The organism is Streptomyces iranensis (genome assembly GCF_017874715.1).
GTDB lineage: Bacteria > Actinomycetota > Actinomycetes > Streptomycetales > Streptomycetaceae > Streptomyces > Streptomyces iranensis.
This window is the reverse complement of sequence record NZ_JAGGLR010000008.1, coordinates 1-13,924: the sequence shown is the minus strand read 5'-3', so window position 1 is coordinate 13,924 and position 13,924 is coordinate 1. Positions and strand designations below refer to the sequence as shown.

17 protein-coding genes are annotated in these 13,924 nt (G+C 70.7%); 2 read left to right on the top strand and 15 right to left on the bottom strand.

All coding sequences use genetic code 11. The annotated features are described in order from the left end of the window. Positions 1 to 21 precede the first annotated feature (21 nt). On the bottom strand, positions 22 to 813 hold the full coding sequence (locus J2Z30_RS15525; RefSeq protein ID WP_044571629.1) for a hypothetical protein: 792 nt from the start codon (positions 811 to 813) through the stop codon (positions 22 to 24). A 240-nt stretch (positions 814 to 1,053) separates the two neighbouring features. Here J2Z30_RS15525 and J2Z30_RS15520 point away from each other — a divergent pair, with 240 nt between their 5' ends. Next, positions 1,054 to 3,153 carry a glycosyltransferase family 4 protein gene (locus J2Z30_RS15520; protein ID WP_044571631.1) on the top strand — a complete coding sequence of 700 codons (2,100 nt, stop codon included), beginning with the start codon at positions 1,054 to 1,056 and terminating at the stop codon, positions 3,151 to 3,153. A gap of 99 nt (positions 3,154 to 3,252) precedes the next feature. After that, the gene (locus tag J2Z30_RS15515; protein ID WP_044571632.1) at positions 3,253 to 3,780 is read left to right on the top strand and encodes a hypothetical protein; all 528 of its coding nucleotides are present in this window, start codon (positions 3,253 to 3,255) and stop codon (positions 3,778 to 3,780) included. Here the strand turns inward: J2Z30_RS15515 and J2Z30_RS15510 are convergent. The 14 genes from J2Z30_RS15510 to map all read right to left on the bottom strand — a co-directional run bounded on the left by J2Z30_RS15510 (position 3,774) and on the right by map (position 13,734). Further along, positions 3,774 to 4,991, bottom strand: a complete 1,218-nt coding sequence (locus J2Z30_RS15510; RefSeq protein WP_044571634.1) for a PP2C family protein-serine/threonine phosphatase — start codon at positions 4,989 to 4,991, stop codon at positions 3,774 to 3,776. The genes J2Z30_RS15515 and J2Z30_RS15510 overlap by 7 nt on opposite strands. Continuing rightward, entirely contained in the window at positions 4,988 to 5,998 is a 1,011-nt protein-coding gene (locus J2Z30_RS15505) for a SpoIIE family protein phosphatase (RefSeq protein WP_044571635.1), read from the bottom strand. The genes J2Z30_RS15510 and J2Z30_RS15505 overlap by 4 nt, the downstream gene beginning before the upstream one ends. A gap of 5 nt (positions 5,999 to 6,003) precedes the next feature. Next, entirely contained in the window at positions 6,004 to 6,483 is a 480-nt protein-coding gene (locus J2Z30_RS15500) for an anti-sigma regulatory factor (RefSeq protein WP_044571637.1), read from the bottom strand. Next, entirely contained in the window at positions 6,467 to 6,877 is a 411-nt protein-coding gene (locus J2Z30_RS15495; protein ID WP_044571639.1) for an STAS domain-containing protein, read from the bottom strand. Before J2Z30_RS15495 ends, J2Z30_RS15500 begins: the two co-directional genes overlap by 17 nt. Then, the gene (locus tag J2Z30_RS15490) at positions 6,874 to 7,752 is read right to left on the bottom strand and encodes an STAS domain-containing protein (RefSeq protein ID WP_044571640.1); all 879 of its coding nucleotides are present in this window, start codon (positions 7,750 to 7,752) and stop codon (positions 6,874 to 6,876) included. Before J2Z30_RS15490 ends, J2Z30_RS15495 begins: the two co-directional genes overlap by 4 nt. Positions 7,753 to 7,930: 178 nt before the next feature. Beyond that, positions 7,931 to 8,797, bottom strand: a complete 867-nt coding sequence (truA, locus tag J2Z30_RS15485) for a tRNA pseudouridine(38-40) synthase TruA (protein ID WP_044571642.1) — start codon at positions 8,795 to 8,797, stop codon at positions 7,931 to 7,933. Positions 8,798 to 8,882: 85 nt separating this feature from the next. Beyond that, positions 8,883 to 9,404, bottom strand: a complete 522-nt coding sequence (gene rplQ, locus J2Z30_RS15480) for a 50S ribosomal protein L17 (RefSeq protein WP_044571643.1) — start codon at positions 9,402 to 9,404, stop codon at positions 8,883 to 8,885. Positions 9,405 to 9,516: 112 nt separating this feature from the next. Continuing rightward, on the bottom strand, positions 9,517 to 10,539 hold the full coding sequence (locus tag J2Z30_RS15475) for a DNA-directed RNA polymerase subunit alpha (RefSeq protein WP_009715858.1): 1,023 nt from the start codon (positions 10,537 to 10,539) through the stop codon (positions 9,517 to 9,519). 128 nt (positions 10,540 to 10,667) lie between these two features. Continuing rightward, positions 10,668 to 11,294 carry a 30S ribosomal protein S4 gene (gene rpsD / locus J2Z30_RS15470; protein ID WP_044571646.1) on the bottom strand — a complete coding sequence of 209 codons (627 nt, stop codon included), beginning with the start codon at positions 11,292 to 11,294 and terminating at the stop codon, positions 10,668 to 10,670. Positions 11,295 to 11,322: 28 nt separating this feature from the next. Then, positions 11,323 to 11,727: a 30S ribosomal protein S11 gene (gene rpsK / locus J2Z30_RS15465; protein ID WP_009715860.1), complete on the bottom strand. Its 405-nt coding sequence runs from the start codon at positions 11,725 to 11,727 to the stop codon at positions 11,323 to 11,325. Positions 11,728 to 11,793: 66 nt separating this feature from the next. Further along, on the bottom strand, positions 11,794 to 12,174 hold the full coding sequence (rpsM, locus tag J2Z30_RS15460) for a 30S ribosomal protein S13 (RefSeq protein ID WP_044571648.1): 381 nt from the start codon (positions 12,172 to 12,174) through the stop codon (positions 11,794 to 11,796). Between the two features lie 196 nt (positions 12,175 to 12,370). Next, entirely contained in the window at positions 12,371 to 12,484 is a 114-nt protein-coding gene (gene rpmJ / locus J2Z30_RS15455; RefSeq protein ID WP_003956441.1) for a 50S ribosomal protein L36, read from the bottom strand. Between the two features lie 28 nt (positions 12,485 to 12,512). Next, complete coding sequence (infA, locus tag J2Z30_RS15450) at positions 12,513 to 12,734, bottom strand: translation initiation factor IF-1 (protein ID WP_003956442.1); 222 nt, start codon at positions 12,732 to 12,734, stop codon at positions 12,513 to 12,515. A gap of 163 nt (positions 12,735 to 12,897) precedes the next feature. Then, entirely contained in the window at positions 12,898 to 13,734 is an 837-nt protein-coding gene (gene map / locus J2Z30_RS15445) for a type I methionyl aminopeptidase (protein WP_044571650.1), read from the bottom strand. Positions 13,735 to 13,924 lie beyond the last annotated feature (190 nt).

The window sequence follows — 13,924 nt, the reverse complement described above, 5'->3', positions numbered from 1 at the left end:
GGAAGGCCGGGCCGCCGGCCTTTAGGACGCGGCGCCCTTCGTGGCCTTCGCCACCTTCGCCACCTGGGCGTCCACCAGCGCGGCCGGGATCTCGGACTTCGCGGGGTCGGCGATGTTCACCCCGAAGAACACCATCACCTGCGGCCCGGTCCGCACGACCGTGAACTTGATGACGGCCTTCTCCTTGCCCGCGTCATGCAGGCTGAAGGACAGCGCCTCGTCCCCGGCCTTCGGCGCGTCGAGCGGTGTCACCTTCTTGACGTCCGCCTTCCCGCCCGAGCCGTCCTCGGCGGGGAAGCCGCCCCGGCAGGCGGTGACGGCCTCGCGCAGGTCCTTCACCGTGCGCTCGGCGTCGCCCGGTCCGTAGGAGGAGATCCGGATCAGGCCGGTGCCGCCGACCTTCGCCTTGGTCAGGCCGGTGGCGTAGGCGCGGTGGACGCTGGCCTTGGGCACCGGGTCGTACCGGCTCCCCATCAGCGCGGCCATCGGCCGGCACGCGGCCTTTCCGGTCTTGGCCGAGCCGCCCTCGCTGACCTCCTTGTCCGTCATCTTCTGTACCTCGACCCCCTTGACCTCGCCGTTGGTCAGGGCGGCCCGCTGCAGGGCGGACGCGGACAGCGGCTTGGCGGCCGGGTCGGAGCTCGCGGCCTTGTCCCCCCGCGAAGCGCCGTCGCCCTGCCCGGCGCTGCCCGCCTGCTTGGCGCCGTCCGCCTTGCCGTCGCCGGAGTCGCTGCCGCATCCGGTCATCAGCCCGAGCGCCGCCACCACCGCGATGGCCGCGCCCACGGTCCGCTTCGCACCGGAGTCGTTCATTTCTCTGTCCACCCCTGGTCGGTATCGAGCCCATACGGCCTCCGCACGGACACCCCGCAGACTCCCAGAACCCGGGGAGGGTTGTAATCCCTTTTCCGAATGTGGTGGATCCCATATCACCACACGCATACGCAACCTTCGCGGCTCCAGCCAGTCTTACCGACCGAACGGTCCTTATTGGCTCCGTCTCGGAGGGGAGGGCACGACGCGGCAGTTCAGCCCCGCCGCGCGTACATCACCATGAAGATTTCTTTCCTGCTCCACAACGCCTATGGCATCGGCGGAACCATCCGGTCGACCTTCAATGTGGCCGAGGCGCTCGCCGCCCACCACACCGTGGAGATCGTCTCCCTGATCCGCACCATCGACGCCCCGAACCTCCCCCTCCACCCCGCCGTGCGGCTCAGACCCCTGATCGACCTGCGCCCCCAGGAAGACCCGCCCCGCGCCGGGCGCCGCGCCGCCGACCCCGGCCATCCGCTGCTGACCCGCCCCAGCGCCCACATCCCCGCCGCCGAGGCCAGGGGCACCACCAACTTCAACGCCCTCACCGACGAGCGCGTCGCCGAGTACCTCGACCGCACCGACGCCGATGTCGTGATCGCCACCCGCCCCGGCCTGGTCATCTATCTCGCCGCGCTCGGCCGCGCCGGCCGCTTTCTGCGGATCGGCCAGGAGCACCGCCTCTACGGCACCCACCGCGCCGAGATCCGCGCCGCCTGCGACGCCGCCATACCCCACCTCGACGCGTACACCTCCGTCTCCGAGGCCGACGCGGCCACCCACCGGGCCCATCTCCCCGGAGTCACCACCCGGCTGACCGCCCTGCCCAACGGGGTGCCCGCCACCGGGATCGAGCCCTCCGACGGCCGCGCCAAACTCGTCGTGGCCGCGGGCCGGCTGATCCCCGTCAAACGCTACGACCTACTGGTGGCCGCCTGGGAGACGGTGGCCGCCAAGCACCCCGACTGGCGGTTGCGCATCTACGGCCGCGGCCCCCAACTCCCCGCGCTGCGCCGCCAGATCGACGAGCTCGGGCTGGCCGGCCACATCACCCTCATGGGCGCCCACTCCCCCATCGAGACCGAGTGGGCCAAGGGCGCGATCGCCGCCGTCACCTCCCGCGAGGAGTCGTTCGGCATGACGATCGTCGAGGCGATGCACTGCGGGGTACCCGTGGTCGCCACCGACTGCCCGCACGGTCCGGGCGAGATCATCACCGATGGCCGGGACGGTCTGCTGGTGCCGGTGGGCGACGCGGACGGGATCGCCAAGGGGCTGCTGACCCTGATCGAGGACGACGAACTGCGCCGCTCGATGGGCGCGGCGGCCCGGATCGCGGCGGAGCGCTACGCACCCGAGCGCGTGGCGGCCGCCTACGAGCGGCTCATCGAGGAGCTCCACACCGCCCGTGGCACCACGGCCCCGGCCCACCGGCGCCGTACGGCCGCGCCGTTGCGGGGCCGGCCGGCCGGAGCGCCGCTGACCGGCGCCCTCAAGGACACGGTCAAGCAGCTGATCCGCAAGCCCCTGCGGCCCGTCGCGTCCTGCCGGGTCACCCCCGAGGGCAATCTGTCGGTGCTGCTGGAGCCCGCCGGTCTGCACGGCGGTGAGCTCGAACTGACCGTCACCCGCCGCAAGAGCGAAGAGCCCCCCTTCCGCGTACCGCTGCTGCCCCCGGTCGGCGCCGCGCCGTCCGCGCCCTGGACGGCCACCCTGGACCGCGCGACGCTCGACCTCGACGAGGGCCGCTGGGATCTGCATGTGGTCCGTCCCTCCGACGGCGTCCGCCGCCGGGTCGGCTGCCGCTTCGCCGAGGGGCGCGGGCTGCTGGACCTGGAGCCGCTGCCCGGCTCCCCGTTCACCTGGTGGATCCCCTACTCCACCGTCGACGGCTATCTCGCGCTGCGCGCCTGGCGGCGCCCGGCCCACGCCGAGGCCCGGGTGATCCGCCTGGACGCCGAGGGGCTCGCCGTCGAAGGCACCCTGCACGGCGCGCGCTTCGGGCCCGACGCCACCCCGGCCGCGGTGGCCACCCCGTCCAAGGGCCCGGCCCGCCCGTTCCTCACCGGGGTCACGGCGCTCGACGGCGGCCGGTTCCGCTTCACCGTCCCGTACGAGCGGATCCGGGAGGCCCATGACGGCGAAGAGGGCACCGCGGGCTGGACCCTGACGCTCCATAAGTCCGCCCGGGGCGGGACCCCGATCCGGATCGGACGCATCGTCGGCGACATCGTGGACCGCGACAAAACGGACCTCTTTCCGATCACTCACGGTGTCCGACCCCACCTCACCCGCACCGGTGACCTCGCCATCATCTCCGTCACCACAGGGAATTGAGAGAATCGGTCCACAGGTGCCGTGTTTGCCGCCGAGATGACCGGTAACACTCGGTGATACCAGCCTCGAGCGAGGAAAATCTCTGCGGAAGGCACAGCGATGTCAACAGTCACGCTCATCATCCTGCTGGCGGCACTGGCCGCCATGGCCGGCCTTGTGATCGCCCCCTCGGTGCGGCAGGGCCGCAAGGGCGAGCTGCCGGTCCGAAGCCTGCCCCCGGAAGCCAGGGAGCAGTACGCGGCGCGGTGGGCGGGCCTGCAGGAGCGGTTCGTGGACTCCCCCGGATGGGCCCTGCGCGAAGCCGACCGGCTGCTGGGCGCGTTGGCCGTCGACCGCGGCTATCCGGCCGAGTCCGAGGAGAAGCGGATGGACGCGCTGTCCGTCCGTCACCCCGAGGAGGTCGAGGGCTACCGCCGGCTGCACGCCATGGCGGCGCGGGCGCACGAGGGCGAGCCGGCCACGGAGCGGATGCGGGAGGCGCTGGTCGCGGCGCGTCCCCTGTTCGAGCGGCTGGTCCGTGCCCAGCCGCATGACGAGCGCCCGCTCCCGCCTCCGGTCCCCCGTCAGCGGGACCTCCAGCGGGGCCGTATCCCGCGGCAGCGCCTCGGCCCGGCCGCCGATCACTGACCGGTGAGCCGCACCGCCAGCGCGAGGGTGTCATCCGGATGCAGGATCACCGTGTGCATATCCTCCGCGATGGCGCCGGGGACCTCCTCCGTCGGGCTCCGCAGATGCTTGTGCGCGGCCTCGATCAGGCGCTTCTCGCCCTCGATCGGGTCCCGGCGGCTCTCGGTGAGACCGTCGGTGTAGAGCAGGAGGAGGTCCCCGGGGGCCAGCCGCTCGGTCAGCGGGGTCTCGCTGCCGGGCAGCGGAAAGCCGATTCCACGCCCACGGGCCTCCAGATACCGGGCCGTCCCGTCACGGCGCAGCAGCAGCGCGGGCGGATGGCTCCCATTGGCCAGCCACAGCTCGCCGGTGGCCGGATCGATCCGGGCGAGCTGCACGGTGGCCATCACGGACCGGTCGAAGGGGCGCAGGATCTCGTCGGTGCGGGCCACGATCGACTCGAGCCGGTGGCCCTCCAGGGCCAGGGTGCGCACCGCGTGGGTGACGTTGAGCGCGCTGCGCGTACTGGTCACCCCGTGGCCCAGCGCGTCCACGATGGTGATGTGGACAGTGCCGTCGGGCAGCACGAACCAGTCGTACAGATCCCCGCCGGTCGGCGCGTCGGTGCCGGCCGGCTCGTAGTGCACGGCGAGTTCGAGACCGTCGGCCTTGATGGGCGCCGGGCGCAGCGCGTCCTCCAGCTCCCGCAGGGTCTGGCCGTGCGCGGTGCGCAACTGCTTGTCCCGCTCGTCGAGCTGGACGTAGAGCGCGAGCACCCCGCTGTTGGTCTCCGCGAGTTCGTCGTTGAGACGGCGGTGCTCGGAGGTGAGCGCGTCGGCGGCGGCCACGACCGCGCGCAACTCCTCCGCGGCGAGGGCGTCCTCGCCGGGCGCCTCGTCCGCGGCGTCGGACGGGTCGGATGGAGGTGACGCCGGAAGGCGCCAGACCACCTCGCCCCCGGTCACCTCGTCGGGGGCGACCGGGAGATCCGCCGTCACCGGACCCGTATCGCCCGGGGTCCGCAGCACCACCGTGAGCAGTCCCCCGGCCGGTTCGTAACCCCACTCGAGGCCCGTCTCCCGCCCGGCCCGCAGCGCCGCCCCGGCGGCCTCGGCGGCGGACAGCACAAGGCGCGCCCGGACCGCGGGGTCCAGGGCGTGCTCCCGGGCCAGCGCCCGAACGGCCCGGCTGAGCCCCGCCGTCGTGGCGCAGGTGAGGTTCCTCGTCGTCATGGAAGCCTTAAGGGGGACCTGGCCGCGAGCACCGTGGCGTCGTCGCGTACGCGGCGATGGCCATGGGCGAGTGCGGCGGACAGCAGGGGCGGCGGGAGGCGGAGCACGGACGGGGGCGGGTCGAGCGACCAGCGGGCGTCGATGCCGTCGCTGTGCAGCACCGCCGTACCGCCCTGGGGCAGCGGGAAGTCGTGGACGCGGGGGGTGGGCATTCCCCAGCCGACGATACCGGGCTGCCCGGTCAGCCGGTGCCGAACCCTGTCGTGGGTCAGGGCGAGGGCGCGGATGTTGCCGACACCGCAGTAGACGGCGTGCTCGGGATGCAGCCGCAGCACGCCCACGGCGGCCCCTCGGGTGTGCCGCAGGGCCCGGTTCATCCGGGTGAGCACCTCCGGCAGCGGCCGGTCGGGGTCGGTGTGGAAGGTCCGCAGCGCCGCCTGGGCCGCCTCGGCGGCGGGATGGCCGTGACCCAGACCGTCCAGGACGACCGCGGTGCGGGCGGAGTCCGTGTCGACGATCGCGCAGGCGTCGCCACAGCCCTCCTCCCCCTCGGCGGGCAGACAGATCGCGCCCACCCCCTGCCACTCCGGCCGCTGCTCGCCCGGCGCGATGAGGCGGGCGCAGGCCCAGGTGCCCGTGTGGGTGCGGTCGGCGCTGCGCATCTGGAAGTGGGTCGCCATCCGCTTGACGGCGCCGAGCCCTACCCCCAGCGTCCCGGAGGTGGTGTAGCCGTCCGCCAGACAGCGCTCGGGGTCGTGCATACCGGGGCCGCGGTCGGCGGCGAGGATCTCCACCCCGTGGCCCAGCGGCAGCGGCTGGACGTAGAGCGTGCCGTCGCTGGCGTGCTTGTCCAGGTTGGTCGCCAGCTCCGAGGCGATCACAGCCGCCTGGTCGGGCAGCGCGCCCGGCAGCTCGCACTCCCGGGCCACCTCACGCGCCGCCTCGGCGGCCAGATGCACGGCGCTGCGGTGGTCGACGCGCACCTGGACGGTGGGCGCCTTGAACATATGGGTCACCGCACCGTCCAGCGGGTGACGACCACCTCCGTGCCCTCACCCGGGCCGGTGCGCACCGAGAACTCGTCCATCAGCCGCCGGGCGCCGCCCAGCCCGTGGCCCAGGCCCGAGCCGGTGGTGAAGCCGTCGGTGAGCGCCGCGTCGAGGTCGGCGATCCCCGGCCCCTCGTCCTTGACGACCAGCCGCAGCCCCCGCCGTCCGCGGGGGTCGCGCGGATACTCCAGGGTCACCGTGCCGCCACCCCCGTGGACATAGGCGTTACGGGCGAGCTCGCTGGCGGCCGTGACCACGCGGGTCTGGTCCACCAGGCCGAAGCCCACCTCGACGGTGGCCGCGCGCACGGCATGGCGGACCGTCAGCAGGTCCTCCTCCGTGCGCACCGGGTACGAGGCCGGCGCGGGCGGGCGCCGGCCGTCCGTCCGCGAGGGCTTCTTGGGCCCGCGGGAGGCGAGGGTGAATTCACCGGGCAGTGCCACGTCGGGCCCCTTCCAGGGGCTGTGGGGCCTGACGCCACCCCAGCGCGGCCAACCCCTGCTCCGGATTGAGTGCGGTCTCCACGCCGACGAGCTCGATCCCGAGCTCGACCAGGGTGATCGCCACCGGCGGTCGCATCCCGGCCACGATCACCCGCGCTCCCAGCAGCCGGGCGACCGTGGTCAGCTCCATCAGCGTCCGGGCCACGAAGGAGTCGATGACCTCCAGCCGGGAGATGTCGATGAGCACCCCACGGGCGCCCTCGGCCGAGATCCGCTCGGTCAGCTCCTCGGTGAAGAGGATGGCCGTCCGGTCGTCGAGCTCATTGAGCAGGCCGGTGACCAGGACATCTCCCAGTCGCAGAATCGGAACGCCGGGCTGGGGCTGACCGGTCACCGGCCGTCTCCTTCGTCACCGTCGGGTCCGGGCCCGTCGATCAGCTTGATCGCGGCGGCCAGCGCGTCGGCCAGCGTCGCCCGCGTGAGGATGGTGGAGAGATCGATGCCGAGCTGGGCGATGGTCTGGGCGATCGAGGGGCGCACCCCGCTGATCACACAGTCCGCGCCCATCAGCCGCACCGCGTTCACGGTCTGCATCAGATGCTGGGCGACGGCGGTGTCCACCGTCGGCACACCCGTGATGTCGATGATCGCGACCAGCGCCTCATGGTCCTGGATGGCCTGGAGCAGATTCTCCATCACCACCTGGGTCCGGGCGGTGTCCAGCGTGCCGATCAGCGGCACGGCCAGCACCTGCCGCCACAGCCGCACCACCGGCGTCGACTGCTCCATCAGCTGCTGGCTCTGCCGGCGGATGATCTCCTCCCGGCCATCCACATACGTCTCGAAGGACAGCGCCCCGGCCACATCGAGCAGCCGGTTCATGAAGACGGCCGAGGCGAAGAGCTCCTCGGCGTCCCGGGTGTCCCGCTGCACCGCCTTCAGCAGCGCCTCCTTGAGCGCCAGCACCGCGAGCGAGGTCGCCGTCGGGGTGGCCCCGGCCCGCGCCCGGCGCATCGACAGGCCGACCACCGCCTCGTGCAGCCCCGGGCTGGAGGTCACCACACGGTCCACCGGCACACCGCTCTGCAGTCCCGGGACCAGCGCCTCGATCAAGGCGTCGGCCTCCTCGCGGAGTTCGGCCTCCCCGATGTCGGTGTCGAGCAGGGCCTGCTCCATCTGCAGCTCGACCCAGCGATCGGCGATCTCGTCGCCGCGTTCATGGAGCGCCCTGGTCAGACGCTCTCGCACAGCGGCCTCGCTGGTACTCACGCGGTTCCCTTCGCGGTCGGCGACCGTTGTCGGTTGGCAAATTTTATCGATCTTCCGGGGGCCCCGGAAGCCGCATCATGCCGATCGCCGCCCCGCCGTGACCTGTTCTCGTCCCGCCGTTCGCACACGATGCGCGTGGCGAGTACCCCGTGATCGCCCGCCCACACCCGCCCACACCTCAGCAGCAGCCGGAACCGATCGCCGTCGCGCCCGGCAGAGAGCGCTTGTTGCGGGACTCGCGGTTACGGGCCGCGAGTTGGCCGTCGGCCGGGTAGCCGACCTCTTCCAGGGTCAGACCATGGGGGCGCACGACATGGACGGCGGAGTCGCGCAGCCCGGCGGAGAGCACCTTGGCTGGCCAGTCCGGCGGGCGGTGACCGTCGCCGACGAAGAGCAGCGCGCCCACCAGAGAGCGCACCATGTTGTGGCAGAAGGCGTCCGCCCGCACCGTGGCCGTGATCACGCCGTCCGCCCCGCGCGCCCACTCCAGCCGCTGGAGGGTGCGGATGGTGGTGGCACCGTCGCGCTTCTTGCAGTACGCGGCGAAGTCGTGCTCGCCCAGGAGCCGTGTCGAGGCCGCGTTCATGGCGTCCACGTCCAGCGGCCAGTCATGCCACAGCACATGGCCGCGCAGCAGCGGGTCGACCCCGCCGGGGTGGTCGGTGACCCGGTAGGCGTAGCGCCGCCAGATCGCGGAGAAGCGGGCGTTGAACCCGGACGGGGCCTCGGCGACCTTCCAGACCCGTACGTCATGGGGCAGCCGGCCGGCCAGCCGCCGCAGTAGCCTGTCCCGGTGCTCGGCCCACAGCTCCTCGGGCAGATCCGCGTGCGCCACCTGGCCGCGGGCGTGGACCCCCGCGTCAGTACGGCCCGCGACGGTCAGCTGAGGGGTCTCCGAGGAGCGCGTCACCGTCCGCAGCGCATTCTCCAGCTCGCCCTGTACGGTGCGCCGCTCGCGCTGCTTTGCCCAGCCCGAGAAGTCCTTGCCGTCGTAACTCAGATCCAGCCGGACCCGTACGAAACCGGGCGCCGCCTCGTCACTCACTGGGCCGTTCCTCTCCATGCGGAACGGGCCCGCTCCCAGGATCTGGGGGCGGGCCCGTCCGTACGACGAAAGCCGTCGGAACGCCTCAGGCGTCCTTCGACTCCTCGGCCTCGGCCTCGGCCGGAGCCTCGGCGGCCTCGGCAGCCGGGGTCTCCTTCTTGAGGTCCGCGACGGCCTGGTCACCGGCGGCGTCCTTGGCGGTGCGCTTGGTGGCGGCCTCGGCCTCGCCGACCGCCTCCTGCTGCACGGTCAGCGCCTCGACCAGCTCGATGACCGCCATCGGGGCGTTGTCGCCACGACGGTTACCGATCTTGGTGATGCGGGTGTAGCCACCCGGCCGGTTCTCGTAGCGCGGCCCGATCTCGGTGAAGAGAGTGTGCACGACGCTCTTGTCGCGGATGGTCTGGAGCACCAGACGGCGGTTGTGAAGGTCGCCCTTCTTCGCCTTGGTGACCAGCTTCTCCGCGACCGGGCGCAGGCGGCGGGCCTTCGCCTCGGTGGTGGTGATCCGGCCGTGCTCGAACAGCGCGGTGGCGAGGTTCGCCAGCAGGAGCCGCTCGTGCGCAGCGCTGCCGCCCAGACGGGCGCCCTTGGTGGGCTTCGGCATGTATATCTCCTAGATGTCTGCACCGGCCGTATCAGGTACCGGTGTCAGTGAACAAAATCCAGCCCGTCCGGCGGTTGAGGACAAGACCTCAACCACAGCGGACCAGCAGGTTCTAGTACTGCTCGGTCTCGACGAATCCAGCGTCCGCGTCGTCATCGGCGCCGAAGGCGTCAGCGGCGGCGGTCGGGTCGAATCCGGGCGGGCTGTCCTTGAGCGCCAGGCCCATACCGGCCAGCTTCGCCTTGACCTCGTCGATCGACTTGGCGCCGAAGTTCCGGATGTCGAGCAGGTCCGCCTCGGACCGCGCCACGAGCTCACCCACGGAGTGGATGCCCTCGCGCTTGAGGCAGTTGTACGACCGAACGGTGAGCTCGAGCTCCTCGATCGGCAGCGCCAGGTCGGCGGCGAGGGCGGCGTCCGTCGGGGACGGGCCCATGTCGATGCCCTCGGCGTCCACGTTCAGCTCGCGGGCCAGGCCGAACAGCTCGACCAGGGTCTTACCGGCCGACGCCATGGCGTCACGCGGCCGCATGGCCTGCTTGGTCTCGACGTCGACGATCAGCTTGTCGAAGTCGGTGCGCTGCTCGACACGGGTCGCCTCGACCTTGTAGGTGACCTTGAGCACCGGCGAGTAGATCGAGTCGACCGGGATCCGGCCGATCTCCTGGCCGACCTGCTTGTTCTGCACCGCGGAGACATAGCCGCGACCGCGCTCGACGGTCAGCTCCATCTCCAGCTTGCCCTTGCCGTTCAGCGTGGCCAGGACCAGGTCGGGGTTGTGCACCTCGACACCGGCCGGCGGCGCGATGTCGGCGGCGGTGACCAGACCCGGGCCCTGCTTGCGCAGGTACATCACGACCGGCTCGTCGTGCTCCGAGGAGACGACCAGCTGCTTGATGTTGAGGATCAGGTCGGTGACGTCCTCCTTGACGCCCGGCACGGTGGTGAACTCGTGCAGGACCCCGTCGATCCGGATGCTGGTCACAGCCGCACCGGGGATCGAGGAGAGGAGCGTACGACGCAGGGAGTTTCCGAGGGTGTAGCCGAAGCCCGGCTCCAGCGGCTCGATCACGAACCGGGAGCGGAACTCGTCGACGACCTCTTCGGTCAACGAGGGACGCTGAGCGATCAGCATGGGTTTGCCTCCAGTCTCCGGCGCCCGCTATTTGACGCCGAACCCTTTAATGGTACGGGCGGTACGTGCCAAACGGCTCCGTACCGCCCGACCCTCACATCAGCCGGCCGCGCCGGCGGGCCTCGCTACTACTTGGAGTAGAGCTCGACGATCAGCTGCTCCTGCACCTGGGTGTCGATCACCTGGCGCTCGGGCATGGAGTGCACGAGGATCCGCAGCTGCGACGGAATGGCCTCGAGCCACGCCGGCACGGTGCGCTCGCCGGCCTCGGCCTGAGCCACCTGGAAGGGGGTCAGGGTCCGGGACTTCGGACGAACCTCGATGATGTCGTTCACGGTGACGCGGGCCGACGGAATGTCGGTCTTGCGGCCGTTCACGTTGATGTGGCCGTGGCGGACCAGCTGACGGGCGTGGTCGCGGGACTTGGCGAAGCCGGCCCGGTAGACCACGTTGTCGAGTCGGGTCTCGAGGATGCGAAGAAGGTTCTCACCGGTCTTGCCGGTCTTCTTGTTCGCCTCCGCGTAGTAACCACGGAACTGCTTCTCAAGGACGCCGTAGATGCGGGTCGCCTTCTGCTTCTCACGGAGCTGCAGCAGGTACTCGCTGTCCTTGGTGCGCCCGCGACCGTGCTCACCCGGGGGGTAAGGACGGATCTCGATCGGGCACTTCGCGCTCTCGCACTTGCTCCCCTTGAGGAAGAGCTTCTGCTTCTCCCGACGGCAACGCTTGCAGTCGGCCCCGGTGTAACGCGCCATTGTTTCTGTTGTCTCCTACTTCAGCCGGTCAGACACGCCGACGCTTGGGCGGGCGGCATCCATTGTGCGGAGTCGGGGTGACGTCCTGGATCGAACCCACCTCCAGGCCGGTGGCCTGGAGCGAGCGGATCGCGGTCTCACGGCCGGAGCCCGGACCCTTGACGAACACGTCGACCTTGCGCATGCCGTGCTCCTGCGCGCGGCGGGCGGCCGACTCGGCGGCCATCTGCGCGGCGAACGGAGTGGACTTGCGCGAGCCCTTGAAGCCGACGTGGCCGGCCGAGGCCCAAGAGATCACGTTCCCGGTCGGGTCCGTGATCGAGACGATGGTGTTGTTGAACGTGCTCTTGATGTGAGCGTGCCCGTGGGCGACGTTCTTCTTTTCCTTGCGGCGCACCTTCTTGGCGCCGGCCGTCCTGCTCTTCGGAGGCATTCTCGAAATCTCCCGTGGAGGTGGTCGGTCCTACAGCTCGGACCGCTTGTCAGCGTCCGGTGCGGACTACTTCTTGCCCGGCTTCTTCTTGCCGGCGATCGCGCGACGCGGGCCCTTGCGGGTGCGGGCGTTGGTCGACGTGCGCTGGCCGTGGACCGGAAGGCCACGGCGGTGGCGCAGACCCTGGTAGCAGCCGATCTCGACCTTGCGGCGGATGTCGGCCTGGATCTCGCGACGGAGGTCACCCTCGGTCTTGATGTTGTTGTCCACGTACTCGCGGATCTTGACCAGGTCCTCTTCGCCCAGGTCCCGAACGCGGGTGTCCGGGCTCACACCGGTGTTGGCGAGCGTCTGCTGGGCAAGGGTGCGACCGATGCCGAAGACGTAGGTGAGGGCGACCTCGACGCGCTTGTCGCGCGGGAGATCAACGCCTGCGAGGCGTGCCATGAATCTGGCTCCAGATGGTTGTCGGAGGTCTTCCGCAGCACCACTCCCGGCCGCCCTACGGGACGGCTCGCGGGTCCCCGGCCTCCGACCGGGGGTGTCGTCCCCGCCAGGCGGGAACGGGTGACTGCGTATGTACGAAAAGTTATGACGTCGCGCGAAGATACTGCGAGTGGTGCAGGATTTCGGCCGGTGTGCGTCAGCCCTGGCGCTGCTTGTGGCGCAGGTTGTCGCAAATGACCATGACCCGGCCGTGACGGCGGATCACCTTGCACTTGTCGCAGATCTTCTTGACGCTCGGCTTGACCTTCATGGGTGTGAGGTTCTCCGGGTCGTGAGATCTACTTGTAGCGGTAGACGATCCGTCCGCGCGTGAGGTCGTACGGAGACAGCTCCACGACCACCCGGTCATCGGGCAGGATGCGGATGTAGTGCATACGCATCTTGCCGCTGATGTGCGCGAGGACCTTGTGACCGTTCTGAAGCTCCACCTTGAACATCGCGTTCGGCAGAGACTCGATCACGGTGCCCTCGATTTCGATGGCGCCTTGCTTCTTGGCCATGTCCTGCTTTCGGGATCGGCTACCTTGATCGGCTCGCGACATGCGGGAGGGCATGCGAGAGCCGACGGGTCAGTCTACGTCAGGGCATCCCGAAACACGAATCCGGGGCATCATGCCCCGATTTTGAGATCTTTATGCCCACGGAGATCTCAGACGGAGATCGTCAGGTCAGCGGGTCGGGCGCGGTCTCCACGCCCAGCTCGGCCAGCTTGGCCTTGCCGCCGTCCACGGCGGTCAGCACCAGCGGGCCCTCGTCGGTCAGCGCAACCGAGTGCTCCCAGTGGCTGGACCAGGTGCCGTCGTCCGTCTTGACCGTCCAGTCGTCGGCCAGCACATGCGTCTTCGCGGTGCCCAGGCTCACCATGGGCTCGATCGCGATGCAGAAGCCGGAGACCAGCCGGGGGCCCTTGCCGCGCTTCTTGGAGACGTAGTTCAGCAGATGCGGGTCCATGTGCATCTGGGTGCCGATGCCGTGGCCGCCGTAGTCCTCGATGATCCCGTATTTGCCGGAGGCTGGGCGGGGCTGGCGGCGGACGTAGCCCTCGATCGCCTTGGAGATGTCGACCAGCCGGTTGCCCTTGCGGACCGCCGCGATCCCGGCCCACATCGACTCCTCGGTGACCCGGCTGAGCTCGTACAGCTCCGGGGCGTGACCGGTGCCCACGAAGGCGGTGAAGGCGGCGTCGCCGTGCCAGCCGTCCACGATCGCGCCCGCGTCGATGGAGATGATGTCGCCGTCCCTGAGGACGGTCTCCCGGTCCGGGATGCCGTGCACCACGATGTCGTTCACCGAGGTGCAGATGGTGGCGGGGAAGCCGCCGTACCCCAGGAAGTTCGACTTGGCGCCGTGGTCGGCGATGACCTTACGGGCGACATCGTCCAGGTCCTTGGTGCTGGCGCCGGGGACGGCCGCCGCCCGCGTCGCCTCGTGAATGGCGGCGACGACCAGTCCCGCCTCACGCATCTTCGCGATCTGCTCGGGAGTCTTGATCTCCACCATGGGGGTGCCTTCCGGGTCAGTCTCTGGTGCCGGTCTGTGCCGTGACGTATCTGCTCAACAGTATGGCCGTGGGGCCCCCCAGGGGGGCCCCCGCCATAAAGCCCGGGGTTTACGGGGCGGCCGGCCGCCCAGGGGGGCCCGGGGGCCCACCCCCGCGGGGTGGCCCCCGACACCATGGCCACCCCCGCGA

Coding starts and splice junctions, on each gene's coding strand:
- rplQ (WP_044571643.1), bottom strand. CDS start 9,404: ATGCCGAAGCCCACCAAGGGCGCCCGTCTGGGCGGCAGCGCTGCGCAC.
- rpsM (WP_044571648.1), bottom strand. CDS start 12,174: ATGGCACGCCTCGCAGGCGTTGATCTCCCGCGCGACAAGCGCGTCGAG.
- J2Z30_RS15505 (WP_044571635.1), bottom strand. CDS start 5,998: ATGTTCAAGGCGCCCACCGTCCAGGTGCGCGTCGACCACCGCAGCGCC.
- rpmJ (WP_003956441.1), bottom strand. CDS start 12,484: ATGAAGGTCAAGCCGAGCGTCAAGAAGATCTGCGACAAGTGCAAGGTG.
- J2Z30_RS15475 (WP_009715858.1), bottom strand. CDS start 10,539: ATGCTGATCGCTCAGCGTCCCTCGTTGACCGAAGAGGTCGTCGACGAG.
- rpsK (WP_009715860.1), bottom strand. CDS start 11,727: ATGCCTCCGAAGAGCAGGACGGCCGGCGCCAAGAAGGTGCGCCGCAAG.
- J2Z30_RS15520 (WP_044571631.1), top strand. CDS start 1,054: ATGAAGATTTCTTTCCTGCTCCACAACGCCTATGGCATCGGCGGAACC.
- J2Z30_RS15515 (WP_044571632.1), top strand. CDS start 3,253: ATGTCAACAGTCACGCTCATCATCCTGCTGGCGGCACTGGCCGCCATG.
- J2Z30_RS15525 (WP_044571629.1), bottom strand. CDS start 813: ATGAACGACTCCGGTGCGAAGCGGACCGTGGGCGCGGCCATCGCGGTG.
- J2Z30_RS15510 (WP_044571634.1), bottom strand. CDS start 4,991: ATGACGACGAGGAACCTCACCTGCGCCACGACGGCGGGGCTCAGCCGG.
- infA (WP_003956442.1), bottom strand. CDS start 12,734: ATGGCCAAGAAGCAAGGCGCCATCGAAATCGAGGGCACCGTGATCGAG.
- map (WP_044571650.1), bottom strand. CDS start 13,734: ATGGTGGAGATCAAGACTCCCGAGCAGATCGCGAAGATGCGTGAGGCG.
- rpsD (WP_044571646.1), bottom strand. CDS start 11,294: ATGGCGCGTTACACCGGGGCCGACTGCAAGCGTTGCCGTCGGGAGAAG.